General features: G+C 67.7%; 21 protein-coding genes. 12 read left to right on the plus strand and 9 right to left on the minus strand.

Annotated features, from left to right (window positions below; all coding sequences use genetic code 11):
- Positions 1 to 839 precede the first annotated feature (839 nt).
- The 7 genes from TU31_RS37715 to TU31_RS35550 all read right to left on the minus strand — a co-directional run bounded on the left by TU31_RS37715 (position 840) and on the right by TU31_RS35550 (position 6,337).
- Positions 840 to 998 carry a DUF397 domain-containing protein gene (locus TU31_RS37715; RefSeq protein ID WP_245699001.1) on the minus strand — a complete coding sequence of 53 codons (159 nt, stop codon included), beginning with the start codon at positions 996 to 998 and terminating at the stop codon, positions 840 to 842.
- Complete coding sequence (locus TU31_RS40130) at positions 932 to 1,684, minus strand: DUF5753 domain-containing protein (protein WP_042162512.1); 753 nt, start codon at positions 1,682 to 1,684, stop codon at positions 932 to 934. The genes TU31_RS37715 and TU31_RS40130 overlap by 67 nt, the downstream gene beginning before the upstream one ends.
- Positions 1,685 to 2,472: 788 nt before the next feature.
- The gene (locus TU31_RS38950; RefSeq protein ID WP_042162514.1) at positions 2,473 to 2,787 is read right to left on the minus strand and encodes a hypothetical protein; all 315 of its coding nucleotides are present in this window, start codon (positions 2,785 to 2,787) and stop codon (positions 2,473 to 2,475) included.
- The gene (locus TU31_RS35535) at positions 2,787 to 3,440 is read right to left on the minus strand and encodes an AAA family ATPase (protein ID WP_158894888.1); all 654 of its coding nucleotides are present in this window, start codon (positions 3,438 to 3,440) and stop codon (positions 2,787 to 2,789) included. The genes TU31_RS38950 and TU31_RS35535 overlap by 1 nt, the downstream gene beginning before the upstream one ends.
- Before the next feature lie 94 nt (positions 3,441 to 3,534).
- The gene (tpg, locus tag TU31_RS35540; protein ID WP_042162516.1) at positions 3,535 to 4,092 is read right to left on the minus strand and encodes a telomere-protecting terminal protein Tpg; all 558 of its coding nucleotides are present in this window, start codon (positions 4,090 to 4,092) and stop codon (positions 3,535 to 3,537) included.
- Between the two features lie 304 nt (positions 4,093 to 4,396).
- Positions 4,397 to 5,782 (minus strand): hypothetical protein, encoded by a 1,386-nt coding sequence (locus tag TU31_RS36160; protein WP_158894891.1) that lies wholly within the window; start codon positions 5,780 to 5,782, stop codon positions 4,397 to 4,399.
- Between the two features lie 309 nt (positions 5,783 to 6,091).
- A complete protein-coding gene (locus TU31_RS35550; protein WP_042162517.1) occupies positions 6,092 to 6,337 on the minus strand; it encodes a hypothetical protein in 246 nt (81 codons plus the stop codon).
- A gap of 185 nt (positions 6,338 to 6,522) precedes the next feature.
- Between TU31_RS35550 and TU31_RS38955 the strand changes: the two genes are divergently transcribed.
- The 12 genes from TU31_RS38955 (at position 6,523) to TU31_RS38965 (ending at position 15,429) form a co-directional block, all read left to right on the plus strand.
- Positions 6,523 to 6,696: a hypothetical protein gene (locus TU31_RS38955; protein WP_158894894.1), complete on the plus strand. Its 174-nt coding sequence runs from the start codon at positions 6,523 to 6,525 to the stop codon at positions 6,694 to 6,696.
- Positions 6,696 to 6,902 (plus strand): hypothetical protein, encoded by a 207-nt coding sequence (locus TU31_RS35555; RefSeq protein ID WP_042162519.1) that lies wholly within the window; start codon positions 6,696 to 6,698, stop codon positions 6,900 to 6,902. Before TU31_RS38955 ends, TU31_RS35555 begins: the two co-directional genes overlap by 1 nt.
- A gap of 410 nt (positions 6,903 to 7,312) precedes the next feature.
- The gene (locus TU31_RS35560; RefSeq protein ID WP_042162521.1) at positions 7,313 to 7,498 is read left to right on the plus strand and encodes a hypothetical protein; all 186 of its coding nucleotides are present in this window, start codon (positions 7,313 to 7,315) and stop codon (positions 7,496 to 7,498) included.
- Positions 7,499 to 7,604: 106 nt separating this feature from the next.
- Positions 7,605 to 7,763, plus strand: a complete 159-nt coding sequence (locus TU31_RS38960) for a hypothetical protein (protein WP_158894897.1) — start codon at positions 7,605 to 7,607, stop codon at positions 7,761 to 7,763.
- Positions 7,764 to 7,877: 114 nt separating this feature from the next.
- Positions 7,878 to 8,126, plus strand: a complete 249-nt coding sequence (locus tag TU31_RS35565) for a hypothetical protein (protein WP_042162523.1) — start codon at positions 7,878 to 7,880, stop codon at positions 8,124 to 8,126.
- Positions 8,127 to 8,389: 263 nt separating this feature from the next.
- Complete coding sequence (locus TU31_RS35570; protein WP_042162525.1) at positions 8,390 to 9,994, plus strand: DUF2637 domain-containing protein; 1,605 nt, start codon at positions 8,390 to 8,392, stop codon at positions 9,992 to 9,994.
- 91 nt (positions 9,995 to 10,085) lie between these two features.
- On the plus strand, positions 10,086 to 10,508 hold the full coding sequence (locus TU31_RS35575; protein ID WP_158894900.1) for a hypothetical protein: 423 nt from the start codon (positions 10,086 to 10,088) through the stop codon (positions 10,506 to 10,508).
- Positions 10,509 to 10,653: 145 nt separating this feature from the next.
- Entirely contained in the window at positions 10,654 to 10,848 is a 195-nt protein-coding gene (locus TU31_RS35580) for a hypothetical protein (protein ID WP_042162530.1), read from the plus strand.
- Positions 10,845 to 11,330 (plus strand): hypothetical protein, encoded by a 486-nt coding sequence (locus TU31_RS35585; protein WP_042162533.1) that lies wholly within the window; start codon positions 10,845 to 10,847, stop codon positions 11,328 to 11,330. Before TU31_RS35580 ends, TU31_RS35585 begins: the two co-directional genes overlap by 4 nt.
- Positions 11,330 to 11,818: a hypothetical protein gene (locus tag TU31_RS35590; RefSeq protein WP_042162535.1), complete on the plus strand. Its 489-nt coding sequence runs from the start codon at positions 11,330 to 11,332 to the stop codon at positions 11,816 to 11,818. The genes TU31_RS35585 and TU31_RS35590 overlap by 1 nt, the downstream gene beginning before the upstream one ends.
- A 72-nt stretch (positions 11,819 to 11,890) precedes the next feature.
- A complete protein-coding gene (locus tag TU31_RS35595; RefSeq protein WP_042162537.1) occupies positions 11,891 to 14,026 on the plus strand; it encodes a hypothetical protein in 2,136 nt (711 codons plus the stop codon).
- 281 nt (positions 14,027 to 14,307) lie between these two features.
- Complete coding sequence (locus TU31_RS38965) at positions 14,308 to 15,429, plus strand: hypothetical protein (protein ID WP_158894903.1); 1,122 nt, start codon at positions 14,308 to 14,310, stop codon at positions 15,427 to 15,429.
- Positions 15,430 to 15,490: 61 nt separating this feature from the next.
- On the opposite strand, the gene TU31_RS35600 is transcribed toward TU31_RS38965, so the two are convergent.
- Positions 15,491 to 17,386 carry a type IV secretory system conjugative DNA transfer family protein gene (locus tag TU31_RS35600; protein WP_306304285.1) on the minus strand — a complete coding sequence of 632 codons (1,896 nt, stop codon included), beginning with the start codon at positions 17,384 to 17,386 and terminating at the stop codon, positions 15,491 to 15,493.
- A gap of 302 nt (positions 17,387 to 17,688) precedes the next feature.
- Positions 17,689 to 20,124 carry a DEAD/DEAH box helicase gene (locus TU31_RS35605; RefSeq protein WP_042162541.1) on the minus strand — a complete coding sequence of 812 codons (2,436 nt, stop codon included), beginning with the start codon at positions 20,122 to 20,124 and terminating at the stop codon, positions 17,689 to 17,691.
- Positions 20,125 to 20,708 lie beyond the last annotated feature (584 nt).

The raw sequence follows: 20,708 nt of genomic DNA on the forward strand, positions 1-20,708 counted from the left end.
GCGGACTGTGTAGCAGTGGCGGAAGGCTCCCACCACCAGGAATACTGGCCGGTGAGGCCCAATCAGCCGGCCCTCGGGGCACCAGACCTGACCACCCGCCACCCCCGCAGAACACCCACCATAGCGCACCACACGGGAATTGGGGAAGCCCCCGCGTGAAACTGACCGACCGCCACCCCGACGAGCAGCAGCACGAACCTACGCCCGAATCTCGAAACCCACCACACCACCACCGGAACCCTGCCACCACCACCACGACTACCGGCAACCCTCTGGTGCATCACTTGATGCACTGTGTAGAGCGACCGGAACGGGCGGGGTTCCCCTCCTACTCTTGAATCCTCAATTGCATTCCGTGCCGGGCGGGTGGAGGATTGCATAAAAACCCCTTTCTTGCGGCCGGTCGCTTGAGGCGCGACCGGCCCGCGCCGCGCCCCGGTGAATTTTCTGCCGGGGCGCGGATTTATGCATCAATTCCCGCCCTGTGTAGGGAGACCGGAAGTCTGTGATTGCCGATCTCGGGCACATCGCATTTCGTCTCAGACGGGTGATGAATTCCCTCTCTCTGACCTTCCTGCGGGTGCACGCACGTCCCGCCGGGTCGGGCCGGGGGCGCTGGCCGGCCTTCAGGGCATGAGGAGCCGCGGGGCGTTGCGGCGGCGCGGTCTCGGCTGCGCCGCGCAGCGTCTCGGGTGGCCGGTACGGAGTCTCAGGCGCACCGGGTCGCATCTCGGGCGCAGCGGGCGGGGTCTCGGGGGCGCGTTGCCGCTACCTAGCGTGAGCGGTGGCACGACGAAGCGGGCCGTCCCCATCCGTAGGGGACGGCCCGCTTGGGGTGATCAGCTCTGGCCGATCCAGGCGACGAACGCCGTCCAGGGCGCGCGCCCGGCGGTGATCATGGGGCCGGTGGGTAGCTTGCCGTCCCGCACGGCTACCGGCCCTGCTCCGGGTCGGGCGACGAATACGCAATTGTCGGGGTCTGAGTGGCTGGACTTGATGAACTCCGCGTCGCGCCACTGCTGGTCAGGTAGCACTCGGTCAGCCATTCCTTGATCACCCTCCGGGTCTCGTCCGGCCCCAGCGCCCATCGTCCGAGGCAGGCGAACTGAGAGTACAGGCGCGCCAGATCATCGCTTCGGGTCGTGTACCAGCCGCCGACCGCGGTTTCTAGGTGGCCTACCCGCTGCCCGTCGGCCAGGGCGTGAACGGAGAACGGTTCACAGGTCCCGGCCGTGGAGGCGTCATCAGGGAGCACGCAGACGCTGATGCGCGGGCACCGGTCAACGACGCTGATCAGGCGCGCCATTTGGGCGGCGTGCGCGTCCACGGTGGTGACTGTCTGCATGAGGCCGGCCTCTCCGACCAGTAGCCACGCGTGACCGTCACCGGCTCCGCGCCACCGGGATAGGAATCGCTCGGAGCGCTGTACCCGGCGGTCTACCCGGCGTGCTACCTCCTCCGGGGGCAGGCTGGGCGTCCGGGCCCGGATGGCTGCCTCTGCGTAGGTGGAGGTCTGGAGGACACCGGGGATGAGCAGCGGCGACCACGCGCGGATGGTGCGGGCGCGGTCGTCCAGGGCCGCGAGCCGGTCTGTGGCTTCGGCGCCCATCCCTCCGGCCGCGCGGCCCATTTGGCTCTGATCGTCCGCGCGGAGGGCGCGGATGACTGGATCAACGTCTGTCACGTCTATCTCCCGAGTGTGTGACGGGGTGTGCACACACCGTAGACCCCGTGAGACCTAGATCACACCGCGCGCGGGGTGGTCGCCGTATCCACTGCATGCAGTGCTCACTGCATGCAGTGGTACGACCGTGATCCGGCACCGCGGGGAGGGGCAGCGCGGGGTCCGGGGCGCCAGGCCGGGGCCACTCGGAAGCGTCACACTCCGTACTCGTCGCGCGCAGTGCGTACGGCATGCAGTAGACACTGCATGCCGTAGACACTGCGGCTACCGGAGCGCGCGAACGAGGGTGCCGGCCCTCCCGCCGAGGCAGCCCGAGATGATCAGCATCGCGCCCGAGACGGTGAGGCGCACGCCTGAGAGAGACAGAGTTCCGCCCGAGGTCTGGTGGAGCGCGCCCGAGATGGGCCGGAGAAGCACCGGCGGAAATGGAAGCTTCCCCGGCCCGAGCATTTAAGGAGAATGCGGGTGCCGGAGACGCTGGCTTTTCTTTGGTGGCCGTAGGGGTGGGTGATTCTGATCGCGACTCCCAGGGCCCGGATCAGGAAATGCATTCCCTTTTCTGCCGAACCATTTTATTCCCTCCTTTTCCGTGCAGGCTGAATACTCCTGCCGGAACATAGGGCGGTGCGTGGGGGCCGGATTTCTGGATTCTGACCTGTGAGGCTCGGATATGAGTTGTGAGAGCTGCCGGTGCTGCGTCGCACGGATGCAGCGCAGCACCCGAGCTGGCGGAGCACGTGCCGCAGTAGCTACTGCATGCAGTAGCTACTGCGGCACGGCATGCAGCGCTATCCGGCCTGCTCCGCGATGCGGTCCCGTACGCGCTCGGCCAGCAGCGCGCGGAACTCTTCGTGGTCCTGGTCCTCGATGTCCTCCACCGCCAAGAGCTGGACAAGCTGACGGAGGACGGCGGCCAGCGGAACGTCCGGCATGCGGAGCTGAACCGCGGTGGCGTTGCACCACTGCTTGAGATCCATATGCAGCTCAGGCGTCAGATCCAGCGTGGTCCGTACCGGCGTCGTCCGCCGAGCGTGCTCCCTCGGCCGGGGCGGAGTAGCCGCGCTCCGGTCCGCTGCGGCCCGGTAGTTGGTCCGCTTCGGCATCACTCACCACCGCCGTTCTCCAGCGCCGTCAGCTCCTTGAGCAGCCGCTGAAACGGCGTGCCAATGGCTCTGATCTTGGTGCCGAACGTCTGGCGGTACTGACCATCGTGCTGTGGGATCTGCGTGGTGAGCACGTGATAGCCCATCTCTGCCAGCACCTCCCGCACCTCTGCGTCTGGGCCGCTCCTCGTTGGCCGCAGCGTGTTGGTGCGGTTGAGCAGGACCACGACCCGGGCCGGCTCCCGGCGGAGGCTCTGGGTGTCCTCCAGAAAATCCGTGAGCCGGTCATCCGCGAACACGCGGTCCACCTCCACCCCGGCGGGGGCGAACGGCAGAATCCAGGTGTCCGCGAACCGGCAGGCGGACCGTGCGATAGCGGCGTGGTCCTCGACCTGGGGCACGTCGACTACGACCGAACCGTGACGGCGCGCCATGTCCGGAAGGGCGCTGTGGAGGGTCTTGGTCGGCTTGTGAACGACGGGGTAGCCCAGCCCACCCGCCAGTTCATCCCAGCGGAGCCCCGTCTTGCCTTTGTCCGCGTCCACGAACAGCGGGTCTTGACCGGCCTCTGCCAGCGCAGCCGCGAGGTACACAGCCGAAGTCGACTTGCCCACCCCCGGCTTCAGATTGACCAATGCGTAGCTTCGAGTCATGCCCGCAGGGTACGGCGTGCAGTACCGGCTGCATGCAGTCGTGCAGTACCTACTGTGGCGGACGTGTCCGCGACGGCCAGGGCATGCGGCCCGGTCAGAAATCGAGCTCCACATAGTCGATGTCGGTGAACTCCACCAGGAGGCCGTCGGCGCGGCGGCCACCATCCTTGAAGTAGATCTCTTGCAGGCCCTCGGCAGCGATGTTCTGCAACTGCTGCTCAGTGGCGCCCGCCGCCTGAGCGTCGAAGAGGCGGGCGGCGTAGGCCGGGGGCAGGTGCTGGGTGATCAGCCGGACCCGGCCGTCGTCGGTGGTGCCGGGCGCGGCGGTGAAACCGAACCGCGCCCGGGTCTCGATGGTGATGCCCGTTTGCTGGGCCGCTCGCTGCTGGGCCTTCTGACGGACCCTGGGCTGCCAGCGCTGGCGCACCTCGCGCTCCAGGCGCGCGGCCAGCTCGGGGCGGGGCCGGCGGATCTGGTTTTTGACGTACCGCTCCACCGTGCGCTGGGAGATGCCCAGCACATGCGCCACGGCCTTGGTGGAGCCCTTGTGCTGCTTGACCAGGTACCGCACCTGCGCGCCCGCGCTCTTGGGGATCGGGCGGGTGGTGGTGGCGGCTGTGGCCTTTTCGAGACTGTCGCCGAACATGCCCATGGGGTCTCCTCTGCGGATGGGGGCGGCGGCCCGCGGCTTGGAGCGGGCCGAACTGCATGCAGTAGTGCAGTGATGCAGTGCCTACTGCCAGCAGTAGGCACTGCGAGTTTCACGTGAAACCGGCCGCGCCGACCGGCGCCGGTCGGCGCGGAGCGAGAACGTGCGGGGGCGGGCGGCCAACTGTGCCGGGGAGGACATAGCCGGCCGCCACGGACGGAGGGCCACAGGGGGCCGCGAGATGGATCGCCGCGCCGCCGAACACCCATCGGCCCGGCGGCGCGGTGATCGGCCGTCAGAGCGCCACTCAGGCGCCCCACTGGCCCTCAGTAGCGGCTACCGCCGCTACCGCTGCGGCCACCTGATCCTCGTACTCCCGCTCTCTGGCCGCGCGCTGCTGCTCAGCGCTGATCAGGCAGTGACGGCACAGGCCCTGCGAGACCACCGGTCGGCCGCACGCCACGTCGTGCCCGGGGCACACCCCGATGTCGTCCGGCGGCACGTCACAGCTCAGGCAGACCAGCCCATCGGCCAACACGGCGCGCCCGCACCCCGCGTCGCACAGCGGCTTGGCGCGGCCGGAGCACTCGGCGCAGAGATCGGCGTCCCCGCCGATTGGCGCCTGGCAGGTAGCGCACTCCCTCATCACGCGGCGCTCCAGCGCTTCGTCCTTGGTGCGCTCAGCGGCCAGGGTGGTGCAGCGCTCGCGGAGGACGGGGCCGGCCTGCTCCGGGATGGGCCGAACGCCGAACGCAGGCAGCGACATGGCCAGTTCGCGCAGGCGCCCGCCGATCACCGCCGCCACGGTGTGTGTGAGCGGCTGAGGCAGCGGCCGGGACAGCAGGGCGTGCCGGATCTCCTGCGGGGTGAAGCCACGCTCCAGCAAGAGCGTGGCGCTGCGCCCTTGATCCCGCAGGCATGTGCCGATGATCTTCCACTCAGGCGCCTCTGCCCCGATGGCTGCCAGCACCTCAACCCCCGGTGTGCGTTCCAGTGCGTGGTCCGGCGGTAGCTCCCTACCGGCACCCGGCGCTGTACCCCCCTGCCCCTCGATGCCGCTGCCTCCGTCCGTCCGTCCGTCCGTCTCGCTCGCGTCACCTTCCTGCACGGATGGACGGACGGACGGTGTGTCGTCTCTTCCCGAGTCTGGTGACTGGTTGCTCTGACTGTGTTGGGGATCTTCCAGTTCCCCCGCCGACGACTTGCAGTTCCCCCGTCGACTACTTGTAGTTCCCCCGTCGGGCTTCGGGGAGTCGCCGGGACGGGGGGTCTCTGAGTTCCCCCGTCCCGGCGACTCCTGCTCAGCGGCGGTCTTCTTCTTCGGGCGAGGCTTGCCCTTGTCGGCCCGGCCGGCCTTCTTGGGCGCGGGGGCGATCGGGGGGCGATCGGCGGCGGTGAGCGGCGGGAGGCCGTGGCGGGCGCGGTCCGCGTTGATCCGGTCGACGTTGGAGAACCAGTCGAACGGGATGAGGATGTCCCACACGACGGGGCGGCGGTCGGCGCGGTAGTGCCGGACCATCCGCTGGTCTCCCCGGGCGATCAAGCGGCGCCGGGACATATTCCGCCAGCAGCGCTTGACGGTCTCTTCGCTGACGTGCACGCGTGCAGCGATCGTTTCCTTGGAGAGCCAGGTGCCGCACCCGTCTGAGTCGGCCTTGTCCGCCATAGCCCCCAGCACGGCGTACTCGTTCACGTCGGCGACGGGTGCGTCGCCGCTCAGTACCCACACCATTGCTTCGAGGCTCACCGGGCCACCCCGGGTGTCACATTCAAGTGAAAATGGGCCATTGTGCCGTTTCCGTTCCAGCTGGCCTGCGCGCTGTGGAGTGAGGGGACACCCCCCGCTACACTCGCGGACAGACCTGCGCTTTGGTCAGCAGATGGAGCCCTGCCGGGGCAGTCCGTGAGTTCGCACCTCACGGCTCGGTGGGGCTTTTCTGCTGACCAGGGGTCAGTGAGTGCCTGAGGGTAGACCTCAGGCGAGATGGTCTGCCTGGTCGACTTAGCCAGCCTTGGGCTTCTTCTTGCGGACAGGGATCCCCGCAGCGGTCAGCCACCCGTACAGCACGCGGGGGCTCACCCCGGCCTCCTCCCGGATGCGGGTGCGGGATGCGCCCGCCCGCACAGCGGCAACTGCCGCCTCTGCCACGGGTCTTTGCGCCTCCTCGATGATCTTGTCGCGCTTCTTCGCGGCATCGCTGACGGCGCGCAGCGCTCTCGCCTGCACCTCTTCGGGGATCTGCGTCATGAGGCGAGCATAACCGGAACACACCCTTGGGTGCAGTAGTTGCACCCTCGGGTGTTTCTCTGTCATGGTGGTGCCCGGCCCCAACACCGGGACCACCCGCAGAAATGCGGGCGGCCCCGGCAGGTGCGGACACACCTGGCCGGGGCCTTGACCACCTACCTGCGGACACAGGGAGGCGATCCGCCATGGATCGTAACGGCAATACCGACCCCGAGATCACGGAGGGGGCGCCCGACACTTCGGCCGGCCCCACCACCCCCGACCCCCACGACGTCATCGCCAACGCGGCTGAGGCCGCGGGCGGCGTCTACGACGCGGCGGCCGCCTACTTCGGTCGCCTGCTGGGGGGTGGCCGCTGATGTTCGAGTGGCTGAAGCCCGGCGGCGACCACGAGCTCGCCCGCACTCGGTACGCCGGACGCGAGTCCGCCACCGACCGCGCCAACCGGCTGGACGCTGAGCGTCGCACGCGCCGCGCGCAGCGGCACCAGCGCGCCGCCTCGGACCCGGCCGATCCGTTCAACCGCGACGGGTTCACCAAGCGGCGGCGGGGGTTGTTCGGATGAGTGACCACTACCAGCCCCCGCAATGCACCGCGTGCGGCGGCCAGAAGGGCCACACAGAGACCACCTTCGACTCCAACGGCGTCCGCCACGACACGTGGCGAACGTGCACGTCGTGCGCCGGGACGGGGGTCCGCTGATGCGGCAGTGCGCGAATTGCACCGGATGGTTTGGCGTCGTGCGCAGCTGGTACTGCGACGTGTGCCGATCCCTCGGGCACGGCTGACCCCACCTCCCCCACCTCTGGCGGCCGGAAGCGCACCCGCGCACCTCCGGACGAGCCACCGGCCGCCGCCATTTGAAGAACCAGCCCCGGACCGGCGCACCGCGTCGGGCGCGTGAGGCGGTCAGATCGGATCTGGCCCGGGGCGCGCACCACCATCCATCACTCAGCACACGAACCGGGAGAGGGCATGGCGAACAAGGGAGAGGCCACGCAGGCCGCTGTGGACGCGGTCAAGGTCGCTACGCAGGTGATCAACGACTACGGGCGTGAGTCCACCGAGGCGTCCGGCGCGACGAGTTCGGCCTGTGACGCGGTGAACACCGCCTTGCTCGCTGGAGCGACACCTGACGAACTCCGCGACGGCGGCCGGTAACCACCAGCCCCGGACCGGCGCACCGCGTCGGGCGCGTGAGGCGGCCGGATCGAATCCGGCCCGGGGCACTGGCCGCCGCACGGGCGGCCCACAGGGAGGAGTCCTCATGTTCGGTCGGAAGAAGAACGCGCCCCAGCCGCCGCAGCAGTCCAAGGGGCCGCGCGAGGTGAAGAACACTCTCGACCTGTCGCGCCGACCGGTGGTGGAGCACATCACCTACAGCGACGGGACGAAGGTGACGCGCCGCGCCGACTGCAACGACTGATAGTTCCCAGCCCCGGACCGGCGCACCGCGTCGGGCGCGTGAGGCGGCCGGATCGAATCCGGCCCGGGGCACTGGCCGCCGCACGGGCGGCCCACCACACAAGGAGGTGAAGCGATGACGCGTGAGCGGACGCTGTGGGGGATTCCCCTCTCCGAGCTGGCCGAGGATCGGCAGCAGGCCGCACTGCGCGCGGACGAGGCAGCGCGGGACGGCGAGCGGGTGGCGGCGGACCAGTCCGAGTCCGAGTCCATCCGGCGCCAGGCTGCCACCGCCGCCCGGTACGCCCGGGAGCACGCGGCCGACTACCGGAACGAGGCCGAACAGTTCGCGGCCGGAGAGATCCCCGAGCAGTACTGGACCTGATCTGACGTAGCCCATCGTCGCCCGCCCCTGCCGGGTCGGGCGACGGTGGAGAGCGCCAGAGCATGACGCTCAACTCATCACGAGAGGACACCAGATATGGCACGGCGGCGGAGGAACGGCGACGGCCCCGTTATGACCCTCATTTACCTGTTGGGCATGTTCGGGCCGTTGGTCCTGATCGCGTTCATGCTCGGCAGGAACCTGCTCTGATCGCGCCTGCGAGCGCAGCCCCCGAACCGCCCCCCGACCCCTATGGAGAGCACGTGAGCACCACCCTTGAGGCTCCCGCCGCGCCGGCCCCGGAGATGCCGGACCCCGACGCGATCGCAGAGGACGCCCCGACCCCCGCCGAGCACGACCAGGAGCACGTCGAGGAAGCGCCCGCCCGCCCGCTGCGCCGGATCATGGTGATGGTCGCCGTGATCGCCGCCATCTGCGGTGTGCTGGTCGCCACCATCGGATTCGCGCTGAGCTACCGCTCGTTGCAGCACGCGGCGCTTGACTGGGGCTTTGGAGCCCGCGGAGCGAAGGCGTTTCCGATCGGCATCGATGGGGGTGTGATCGCTTTCGTAGCGATCGACTTGGTGCTGGTGTGGAGGCGGATTGCCCGCCCGCTGCTGCGGTACGCCGCGCACGGCATGACCGCCGTCACGATCGCCCTGAACATCTCGGCGGCGGTGGGCGACCGGGGCGTCTGGGAGGTCCTGACCACCGATCCCGGGCGCGTCCTCGGGCACGCGGTGATGCCCATCCTGCTCGTGCTGTGTGTGGAGGCCGTGAGGCACTTCGTCGTGCGCACGGCGGAGCTGGAGGACGGCACCGGGGGCATCCCGCCGCAGCGGTGGCTGATGGACTTCCGCGGCACGTGGTCGATCTTCCGCACCATGCGCACGTGGGACCGCACCTACGCCGAGGTGCGCGAGCAGCGCCGGGAGCTGGCCATCCACCGGGTGTGGCAGGAGCACTCCCAAGAGATCGCCGCCGGGCGGCTGGATGCCCTGCCGGGGCTGCTGGCCCCGCACGGCGTCACGGTGGAGGAGGCACTTGCCATGCCGGCCCGGATGCGGCGCGCAGAGCAGGAGCGGCAGCAGACCGCCGCACGGGAGGCCCGCATCCTGGCTCAGGAGGCGGCGGCCGAGGAGCGCACCGCCGCACAGGAAGAGCGGCTGGCCGCGCTGGCAGCGGAAGCGGAAGCCCTCCGCGCTCAAGGCGAAGTGGATGTGTTGCGGGCGGAGGTCGACGGCGAGCGACAGGCGGCCGAGCACCGCGCCCGCGCGGCGGCCTCCACGGCGGACATCGAGGCATCGGCCGCTGCGCGAGCGGCAGAACGCCGGGCGACCGAGGAACAGCGCCGGGCCGATGCGGAGCAGGAGGCAGAGGAGACAGCCAAGACCGCTGCCGCCCGCCGCAGGGCCGCCGACGACGAACGGAAGGCGGCGGAGGCGGAGAGCATCACGGCCCGCACCAAGTCAGAGACGGCCGCCCGCATGCGGAAGGCAGCCGAGGACGAGCGGGCGGGGAAGCGGGCGGCGGAGGAAGCTGCCCTGAAGGAGGAGGCCGCCCAGGAAGCCCGCGGCCGGACGGCGGCACACCGTGAGGCCGCTGCGCGCGCTGAGCTGGCTGCGCTGGCCGCCGAGGACGCCGCACGGCTGAGTGAGCGGGAGCGCACCATCCGTCGCGTGGCGCGCATGATCCTGGTGGAGGCAGGTGGCACGGCAATCGCCCTTCCTCTGGCCCGGATTGAGCAGGTGTTCGGCGTCTCCAACGGAACGGCGAGCGGATATAGGAGCGACGCCGCAGACCTCATTGCGGGCGGGTACGACCACCGCACGGACCCGCTGCACCACGTCGCTGCCTCTGCGGTCTAGCGACAGCCCCGGTTCCCGGCGTGACGCCGCCGGATCGAATCCGGCCCGGGGCACGCACCACCCACCACTTCTACAGGCCAAGGGGGCACCCGTGACTCACCAGAGCATCAGGCGCGGTCTGATCCGACTGCCGGGACTCATCAGTGAAATCCGCGGGTTGGGACGTGAGCACCGCGTGCTCGTGGCACTCGGGCCGCAGGCGCTCCGCGCGGAGCTGGCGGTGCATCTCGGCGGCTGGCTCACCGACGCGGTCCGGGCGGCCACCGGGTCCACCACGGACCTCTCAGGGGCCCGGGACATCGCCGAGTTGCTCCAGCGGGCGGAGGTAGCAGCGGCACTCCTGGACACCAGCACCGAGGCCGGCCGCGCCGCCGCAGACATCCGCCACCGCCTGAGGTGGGCTGTCAAGAACGGGCGTGACCACGATCCGGTAGTCCGGTCGTACGCCCCTCGTGATCTGGCGTGGGCAGTGCGCGCGGCGCGGCGCGGCAAGCAGCGCAGCGTCAATCCGTAGGTGAGCAGAGTCCGCTGCACGCATATGCCTGGAGCGGTGTCTGACCAGGCCCGTACGCTCACGGTGAGTGCCCCGTGACCGGGTCCGGCGGGCCGGAATCCCGCCGGACCCTCCCCAATGACATCACGTCAAAACGGAGGTTCAGATGTTGATCTATCCCAACGCGCGGGGCGCGGAGTCCGGGTACACCCGGACCGTGCTGCCGCCCCGCGACCGTGGGTGGCCGGTACCGGCCACTGTCGACCAGCACCGGCGGCTCCACGGTGACGAGTTGCGCGCCCGTGCGTGGCTGTGGCGGCGGCTGCTGTCCGGCCCGGCCACGCTGAGGGAGGTCCGGTGACGAGCCCGGACCCGGACCCGGACTGGTTGTTCAAGGCCGAGGCCGAGAGCCGGAGCACGGAAGCGGAGGAGGCCCGGAGCGCCGAATTCGTCGAGGCTGCCGAATCTCTCAGGAGCGCTGCCGAATATATGCGTGAAATGGCCGCTCCCGTCGCTCCGCCGAAGGAGCGCAATTGGGACATCAGTTGGTTCACCAACTGGATCAAATATGCGCCCACAGGTAGGGCGCTCAAGGTGGCCGCATTCACGACGGGGCCCCTCAGTGCATTCGTTCTGTGGCGGTTTCACCAGGAATCTGATGCTAGCGGGGCGGCGTTCGCGGTATTCGCTGGAATGCTTCTCGGGATCGTCCATGTGGTAAAGCAGGCCCAGTTTACCCGGGTTCTCCTGTGGGGGCCTTTCGTGGGGCTCGTCTACTACCCGCCAGCAATCATCTCCGCCGCATTCAACGCGGCAAAGGCACTCTTCGTAGGGGGAGCATAATGCAGACCGTCACACTCGGAATGTTCGCCGTCGGATTTCTCATTCTGGTGGCTCGGATTGCTTGGTTCTGGTTCAAAAGCAAGTCGTCCCGCAACTGGAATCTTCTCGTGCCGTTCGCCCTCAGTGTCGCAAGCTTCGCTGCGGCCGGCGCCTGTGTCGGCGGTCTGCTCGGTACGGTCCTGAGCTGGGTGCGAGGCAAGTTGGGCTTGGCCGGGGACTGGGTGCTGGAGAAGGGGACGGGGGCGACACCAGTCAAGGCCACGCACAGCGCCGAATTCGGCACACTGAATGCCTACGGTGCCGTTCTCATGCTCGCGCTCGTCATCGTTTCCGTAATCGTCTGGAAGACGGCGAAGCGGAAGCCGAAGAAGGAAATTTCGTGGGGTGCGCCCTGTGGTCTGACGCTCGGGCCGTTCCTCGGTGCGGTCACGATCATTCCGCTGCTCAATTCGCTCGGAACCGAGACCATCGGGAAATTCTTCCAGTGATCTAAACGTGGCCCCGGGTGCGCATTCCGCCCGGGGCCGCATGGCCCAATATCCTCAGCGGAGATGTGGAAAATGAGCGGCGAGAACTCGAAGAAGATCGTGGAAGAGGCCGAGGGTGTCAGCCCCGAGGGCGCCGAGGAAACCGCCGCCGCTGATGATGCTGCGGCCAGCGAAAAGAACTCAATCGTCAAAAGGATTGGCTTGCGGTTCGGGCGCGGGGCGACCAATGTCACTGCCGGGCTGCTGCACACGATCGCCACGAGCCATCAGACTGATGATGAAATGCGCCGCATTCTGGTGGAACGTCAACTCAATGCCTTCGAGGGGCGCCGTGAGGTGGCGCGGGAAGAGCTTGAGGACGTTTACAAGCGGCTGACCCGGCTGGAGACCCGCGGGGCCGAGGACGGATGGACCGACGCGGAGAAGGAGGAAGTCTCCTCCCTCCGGGCTGAGCGCAAGGCGCGTGAGCGGGCGCTCAAAGATCTGCTCAAGGCCGACTTCGCACCTGTACAGCCGAGCCGTGAGCAGATCAAGCGTGCTCGCGGAAAGAGCAGCATCAAGAGAGTGGTGGGGCTGTCCATCCTCGCTGTGGTTGCTGTCGGCGTGACCGTCGTGTTGCCCCGTCTGCTGCTGCTCGGTGTGCCTGTCCTCACGGCGGTGCTCTGGTGGAAGGGTGGTGAGGCACCCGTGCTCACGCAACGAGGTGTTCCCGAGCGGCTGTTGCGCCCCGAGCTGGACGCGCCGGCCCTCGGGGACTCCGAGACGGAACCGGAGCTGGCCAAGCCGTTCCCGATCCATGAGGCAGACACCCCCGAGCGTGCGACGGACTGTGTGCAACGGGCATTGCTCGCTGAGGACGTAGACCTCCAGCAGGTCTATCCGGCGATTAAGAAGCCGTGGGGCTGGCAGGCCACGGTGGTACTGCGCTCGGGCACCTCTGCGGACGTGGTGCGCATTCTGAAAGACCTGGACACCCGATTTCGCGTCGGTCACGGCCGCACGCTAGCCGCTGGAAATCCTGCTGATGGAGCCGAAGTAACGGTCAGAATCATGACCTCCGACCCATTCGCGAATGCGCCTGACTTTCCAGCACGCGCGCCGAAGTCGACCTCTATCCGCCAGTCCTGGAGTCCTGGAATCTCTGTCGAAGGAGAGGAAACCCCTCTTGTCCTGCTGGGACTCCATGTACTTGTGGTGGCGGACACCGGAGGCGGAAAGAGCCTGCTTGTCCGCTCGTTGGCTGACTATGTGACGGCCTGCACCGATGCAATCGTGGTTGATATCGACCCGACCGGCCGGGGACTCGGGCCACTGCGCCGTGCAGCCTATCGAACGGCTCGTACGCCCGAAGAGACTGAAGAAGTCCTTGAATGGCTAGTTGAGGTGGCCGAGGGCCGCACCACCCGGCTTGGCGACACTGAAGACGTATTCCCGGTCACAGACCAAGAGCCAGCAATCTTCGGGCTCGTTGACGAATACCCTCAGCTCACCAAGAGGGGAAAGAAGGCGGCCCTCAAGCTGCTGCGCATCGGTCGAAAAGCGCGAGTGAACCTGGTGATCTGCACGCAGGACGCGACGTCAGACATCCTCGGAGACGCGGTTGCTGACGCATTCCAGATTCGCATTATGCTGCCGTGTCGCCAGGCGGACGTACCTCTGGTGGTCGGCCGCTCGGCTGCAATCTCCGAGGGATGGTTGCCTCATTTCCTGGTGCCCGGAGACGAGGAGGACCCCGCAGATGCGGGACGCTTCTACATCATTTCTGCTCGCCACCGCGCACCGATCCTCCGCTACGTGATTCCTCTCGATCCCGAAATCGCGCTAGAGCGCGCCAAAGAGCGAGTTGCAGCCGGACTCCCCACCCTGGACAGGGTTGTCAAGGCGTCAGCAGTGGCTCCTGCTACCGAAATTGGACGCCTGTTTATGGATGTATTCGAGGCAGCCGAAGAAGAGGCACTGCCTGTCGGTGACATCCTGGATCACCTTGCGCAGGCCAAGCCGGACACCTGGGGGCAGTGGGCATCCGACCGCGAGCAGTGGGCGGACGACCCCGCGGGTCGTCTCCGTGAGGGTGGGAAGGCGATCGGTCGCGCCGTCCGTAAGGAAGGGTTGGACCTCTCTTCCAGGCGCCTGGAAGAGCTTCCAGGCCGGCCTACCGGGTACCGGCTCGCGGACCTGCGTGCGGCCCTGACGTCATCTGCCGACTGATCTACCGCTGACCTGGTGCCACCTGCCAGAGCGGGGCCGATCTACCAGCCTCGGCAGATGGCGATCCATATCCTGACCTGCGAAGACAGTTCTGCAGATCAAAAAGACCCACCCCCGGGAAGGGGCGCCTGAGGCCACCTCAGGCGCCCCTTCTGCCTGATCTGCTGATGCATCTGCCGACTGTCCTCGGCCAAAGGGCGTCACTGGTGGTGGCGTCACCTGTACTCAGGCGTGTCACGCCTGGGACCCTGGACTCTGGTCCCTGACTTGAGGAGGCAACCGTGCTGCTGGCCGGTCCTGATGACGAACCGTGCCGTCTGGTGTCGGGAGCTGCCGCCACCCTTTGCAACGGGGACAAGGCGCCCGCGGCACCGGACCCCACGGCACCCTTGGACCCGCTCAGCTCGCTAGCTGACTCCGTCGCGAAGGCTGCGGCATGGACTGTCCGCCAGCTGACGCAAACCCTGGAAGGCGGCGGCACGGTAGATTTTACGAACAAGAATTTTCTAGCCCAATATGCCGTTCTCTTCGCGGCTTCCACCGTTCTTACTCTCGTGCTCTGGCTCATCGCTGTAACCAAAAGAGCCATGCGGGGAGTGCCGTTCACCATCGCCTTTGGTGAGGCAATCGGGTTTCTGTGGCTGACCGTTGTTGCGTCGGCCTTCACGCCTCTCGTCCTCTACGTACTCGTAGCGGCAGTGGATCAAGTCACGATGGCGTTCGGAGGTTCGTCCGGGGCAGCTGGCGGACTGTTCAATTCACTCTCCCAGGTGCTTACCCAAAGTGGGGAAAGCATTGGGGGTGGACCCATCATGAAAATCGCGGTATCGCTCCTGACCATTGCGCTAGCTGGATTCCTGTGGCTGGAGCTGGTGTTGAGGGCAACCGCCCTTTACGTCGGAGCACTGTTGGGTGCCGTGGTCTACTCCGGAATGGTCGATCGCGCATTGTGGCCCAAGGTGCGCCGATGGGCTGGATTGATGCTCGCCATCATCCTGGTAAAGCCCGTCATTGTGGTATCCGTCGGCATCGCTAAGGTATTCACCGCAGACAAGGGTCCCGATTCAACTCCCGTAATTGTTGCGGGAATTGTCGTCATCATTATCGCGATCTTCGGAAGCGTTCAGATCTTCCGCTTCGTTCCCGGATACGGTGATGATCTCGTTTCCGGTCTCGCACTGCGGACCGCGAAAATCGGCGGGCAGGCGGGGGTCACGGGCGTCAAAGCAGCCAACTCTGCTGTCAACGTCGTTGCCCGCGGAATCCAAGCTCACGGCGCACGAACTCCCCGCCAGAGCAACGGTCCTTCTGGTGGAGGGAAAAAGAGCGGCGCCTCAGCAGTCTCCGAGGGCCTTCAGGCACACGGGTCGCGATCTGCCAAGAACAACAAGCCCAAGAAGTGAGTGCAAAGGCCGGGGCCCGGACCGAATTCGGTCCGGGCCCCGGCCTTTGCTACTCCACCCCCTACTCCTCCAGCCTGGTCAGGATCGGCGGAGTCCGCTCTCCCTGGACTGTGGTCATGGAAATGACCGCGTGGTGCGGCGGGAGTTGGGTCAGTTCCGAGGGCGAGACCCGTTGCCGTTCCTCCCTGCGCACGGTCACGGACTGCGCTGTGACCGCCCGGCCGGTGACCAGGCGCCGCAACCCGTGCATGACTTTCGTGAACGGCTCCTCGGCAACCAGCTGGCGGTCGGTTACCGATCGGGTCTCCACCCATGCAGTCCCCCACGCCTCCGCGAACAGGGCCGCGTCCCATGGGGCAACGCCGGTGCACACGACCCGGCACCCGACCGCGCCCACCAGCGGATTGCGCAGGTGCTCCGGTACATCGTCCAGCGCCCGCAGGGCCAGCACCACACCCGCCCGGCCGGCCAGCCGCTGGAGCCCGCGCAGGGCCTGAGGGGTGACGGTCTGCGCAGCGTCGTCGAGGACCAGGAGCGCGAGCACGTCCTGGTCCTGGTCCTGGCGGTCTGTTGCGCATTCGATGAACTGGGCCATGACCAGACGGGCCAGGATGCGGGAGGCCTCGGCGTGGGCACGCTCGGGCAGGTCCACCCGAATCCGCACCCCCGGCCGCCTCAAGGTCCGGAGTGAAAGCAGCCGCCGGTTGCTCCCTTCCGGCGCGGCGAAGAACTCGGCGAACGCAGGACGGTCCAGGAGCGCGATTCGCTCTGCGAGCAGGGCGGAGGCACCCCCGGCCGTCCGTGCCTGCCGCTCGTGTGCGTCCAACTCCCGCAGATGAGCCCCCATTCCCTTCGTGTCCAGCGCTTCCCGCAGTTCGGCCAGCACCGCACCGCCGTCCAAGAGATCCCGCAGCTCCGAAACGCTCGGCAGAGCGCCATGCACGGCCTGCCACGGGCCGATGAGCTGTGCCAGCGCGATAGCCGCTCGGCGACTGTCCCCACCAGGAAGCGCGTCCACCAGATCACCAACGAGCGCCTCGGCGAGCATGGCGGCGGCCACGTCAACGTCCTCCGTCCCGGACCACAGGTCGAGGCCGACCCGAGTGCCGATGCGCACCACCGCGTCGAAGCACTCGTTCGCTGCGAGACGGGCCCCGGCGGAGGTCACTGCCACCACGGCCGTACGGCCCGTCAGAGCCTGAAGGCAGGCAGCCTCCACCACCGGCTGAAGCACACGCGCCGCGCCGTCGCTCGGCCCCATGACGAGTGCACCAGTGCCCAGCACCTCAGAGTTCACCGCGATGCCAGCGCCTCGGTACTCCACCGCATTGCGGTCGGTGGCGACCGCGGTTCCGATGCGCACCTGACCGGTCACAAGGTCATGGTGGGCGCGGCGTCGCCCCGGTAGATCGCGAGCCCCTGACCCATGGGTGAAGGCAGCGCCGCCGCGGGCCGTCACTTCCTTGACGAAGTCCGGCTGGCGGGTGGCCGACCACGCCCGGGTGATCCGGGCGTGGTCCACGTCGGTGAGTCGCCCAGCGTGCAGTTCGTCAGTGAGCCGATCAGCTGCGCCAGTAGCGCCCGCTGCACGCACGTCGGGCCAGCGCGCCGGGTCGGCGTCCGGCGGCGGTGTCGTCGGCCGTGGGCCGGCCTCTCCAGACTCGTTGAGACGACGCAAGCGCGCACGGGTACGCCGGACCACCTCTGGCCAGTGCCCGAGGCGCCCGAAGAAGAAGGCGAGACCCCCGATGATCACGGCGTAATAGGCGTACACAGCCACCACGAACGCATACGTCCCATGCCAGGCGTCCGGGATGAGAACGAAGATCGGCCAGAGCCAGTAGCTTCCCAGATAGTTCGCGTACAGGAGTTGCCAGAGAATCCATCCCACAAGGAAGGACGCCACGGCACCCAAGATCAATTGACGCGTCGGGGTGCGGTCCGGATCTTCCGCCACACGCGGCCGGTAGCCGCACCGCCAGATACCCGGTGGGGCCTCGGGCCGGGGCATGCGCAGCCATGCGGCCAGAGCGGCACTCGGCGCCGCCTGAGCGGGAATGGGCGGGGCGACCGGCGGCGGCGGGACCGGCGGCGGCGCGCCCCCCGGCCTCTGCTGGTCGTTCGGCGGCCCATGCTCCATCATGCCCCCTGGTGTGCACGTCGTTACTGGTGGCAGCCCAATCTAGGCCCCACACGCGGCGCGGCCCTCCCCAACCGATTGGGGGAGGGCCGCGCCGTCTGCGACCGTCGGGCCGACCGTCAGATCACGCCCAACTCCGCCAGTACCGCCGCGCGCTCCGGCGCCAACGTCGCCCGGCGGCTGCGGCAATTACTGAGCCATACACCCAGCTTGACCGCGTGCTGCTCCCCCTCGTGCACGATGTCCTCAATGTGCCCGCGGCTCACTCCGGTGAGCGTCCCCTCACGTTCGAGGTACGCGCGTGCTGCCGTAAGTCCTCGCTCCCACGCTGCCGCCCTCCCACCGCCGCCCGAGGCCGGCTTAGGCGCCTCCGCCGGGGTCACCCCCAGAGCCGATAGCCGGTCGCGCTGCTCGGCGCTCAGCGCGTCCCATACCGGTCGCTGCCGCTGCTGCTCCAGCCACCGGCCCACGTCCGCGCCGTGCCACGTCACCCCCGGCAGGATCTCCGCCAGCGTCGCGCCGTCGTCCTTCATCAGGCCCCGCACCCATGCGTAGTGCCGCTGCCAGTCCAGGGGCCAGTCCGGGCACCAGTCCGGGTCAATTTCAGCAAGCTGTGCCGCTCTCTCCGGGGCGAGCGCGCCGGGTCGCCGACAGTTGCTCAGCCACTGCCCAATAGGCCGCCCAGTGGCCCCTGACGGCCCCTCCAGCGCCCGCGCAGCCTCTCCCCCTGGCTCCACCACCACCGCGCTGCGCGGGGCCGCCAACGTTCCGAACCGCTCGAAGTACAGCCGCGCCGCCGCCACGTTGTCCTGCCAATCAGCCTCCGCCGGGTCCCACACCATGCCCAGCCGCTCCAGCCGCGCCACACGCCGCTCATCCAGCTGTCCCGTGGCGTGCGCGGCCCGCTGCCGCCGGATCCACCGACCCAGCGGATACGGCCCCTCCATCGCACCCAGCGGCACACGAAGATGATGTTCCCGGTGTGCCCACAGCCGCGCCGCCCAGTAGCCCCGCGTCCAGTCCCGCCGCTCCGTGTCGATCACGCGCAGCGACACCATCTCAGCGACATCATGGGGGTCCTTCGGGGAAGAGAAGCGCAGCAGCATTCGCGATTCCTCCTCCCCATCCTCAGGTTCCGCACCAATCCACTCGGATTCGCCTTTCTCCGTATTTTCCTGAGGGATAGCCAGCATTTCCACGGCGCGCTCATCGTGCGCCCGCAGTCCAGTCAAGACCTTGACCACCGGCTTATAGGCAGCCGAAGTCACGATGCTGGCCTTATGTGCCTGCTCCTCCGGGCCCAGGAATACCGGGACGATAAGAGAGGCCATCTTCCCCGCATTCGGCTTCTGGCGCAGCGCCCGGCCGATGGCCTGGACGATGTCGACCGGAGAACCCTTCGGATCCAAAAGCGCCACCGCATCTACCGCCGGACAGTCCACTCCCTCACCCAGGACCCTGCAATTGGAGAGCACCGCACGGCGCGCGGTGCGGCTGAAATCACCGAGTACCTGTGTCCGGTGCTCCGCCTCATGCTCGCCACGCAGCCACCCCGCCCATACCTTGTCGGGGTAACGCTGCGGATCGGATCCGTTCAGCTCAACGGCCTTTTTCTGCAAGCCCTTTGAAAAAGCCTCGGCCTCAACCGTTCGATGATGGAAGGTGATGATTTTGTTCAGGTCGTGGTCCGCGGCAGTCCGCAGCAGTGCAGCCTGCAAAGCGCCCAGCCGCAGGCCGCGCACCTCCTCTTCCCGGGACTGCTCCCCGTGCAGCCGCTCCGGAGGCAGCTCCGGATCCCGCACCTCAACCACAATGATCTGATACCGCGCCAAAAGACCCAGGCTGATCGCATCCGGGAGATCGAGCCCGTACGCCTGCTCCCCAAAGATGGCCGGGTTGTCCATGCTGCACGCCATCTCCGCCGGCAGTCGGTCACGCGCTCCCGCCCGAACCTCCTGACTCTGCGGCCGCTCCCGCCACACACGCGGAGTCGCCGTGAAATACAAGCGCCGCTCAGCACGAATCGCACCCTGATCGTGAATCCGCGCCCAAGCCTTCCCCAAACTGCCCGACGTACGGTGCGCCTCATCAATCACGGCCAGATGGAAAGGCGCCATCGTCCCGAACTCTCCAGAGAAAGCCCTGATGAGGACCGGCAGAGAAGCGTAGGTGGCATATACCGTCACCGGCCCCCGGCCGAACTGCGAAACGAGCGCTACCGGATTGGTAGTAGTCCGCACCTCGGCGACGTAGAGAGAAGGGTCGGTGTCCAGAGAGCACACCGCAACAGCCCTGCCCGTGTGACCCTCGGCGCGCCATTCCCGAATGGTCTGAGTCAGTAGATCGAGGGTGGGCAGCAGCACCAGCACACGGCCGCCTTTCGAGATCCTCATAGCAGCGTGCGCCGCCATGAGTGTTTTCCCGGTGCCACACGCGGCCACCACCGTTGCGCGTAGCCCCTCCTCGGGGATTCCCTTCAAAGGAACATCCAGGGCCCGTACGGCCGATTCCACGGCCTCTACCTGATGCGGGCGAAGCTGACGCGGAGTGCTCATGTGATCCCCAATCCCGGCCCCGTCCGGGGCCCCCTCTGTTCCGGTCGCTCTACACAGTGCATCAAAGTGATGCACGGGGGCGGTCCGGGTAGTCGGGGATGACGGTAGCAGGGTGCAGGGGTCGGTGTGGTGGGTTTCGGGATTCGGGCAATGGTTCGTTCTGCTGCTCGCTGGAGTGACGGTTGGCCAGTTCCTCCTTGAGGGTTCCCCAAGTCCATGCGAGTGCGCTATGGTCGGTGTTCTGCGGGGGTGATGGCCGCTCAGCGTCCGTGCTCCTGGGGCTGGCTGACTGGGGCTCACCGGTACCGATTCCTGGTGGTCAGCCCGTTCCGTCACTGCTACACAGGCACTCGAAGTGATGCACCAGCCCCTCCCGGCCGTAGCCCGCCCCGCGCGGAGCGCGGTTATCGGGAATTGTAGCGAAGCGGAGATTCCTGATATTCTTTCAGGAGCGAAGCGGATGAAAGGAATTCACGCGGAGCGTGAATTCAATTCCCGCAACGCGGGAATTGGTATTGCTTTTCGCGAAGCGAAAAGCAATTCACTTGAAAGGCGCGCAGCGCCCTTTCCACCCGCTCCGCGGG

The organism is Streptomyces lydicamycinicus, assembly GCF_000829715.2.
Lineage (GTDB): Bacteria > Actinomycetota > Actinomycetes > Streptomycetales > Streptomycetaceae > Streptomyces > Streptomyces lydicamycinicus.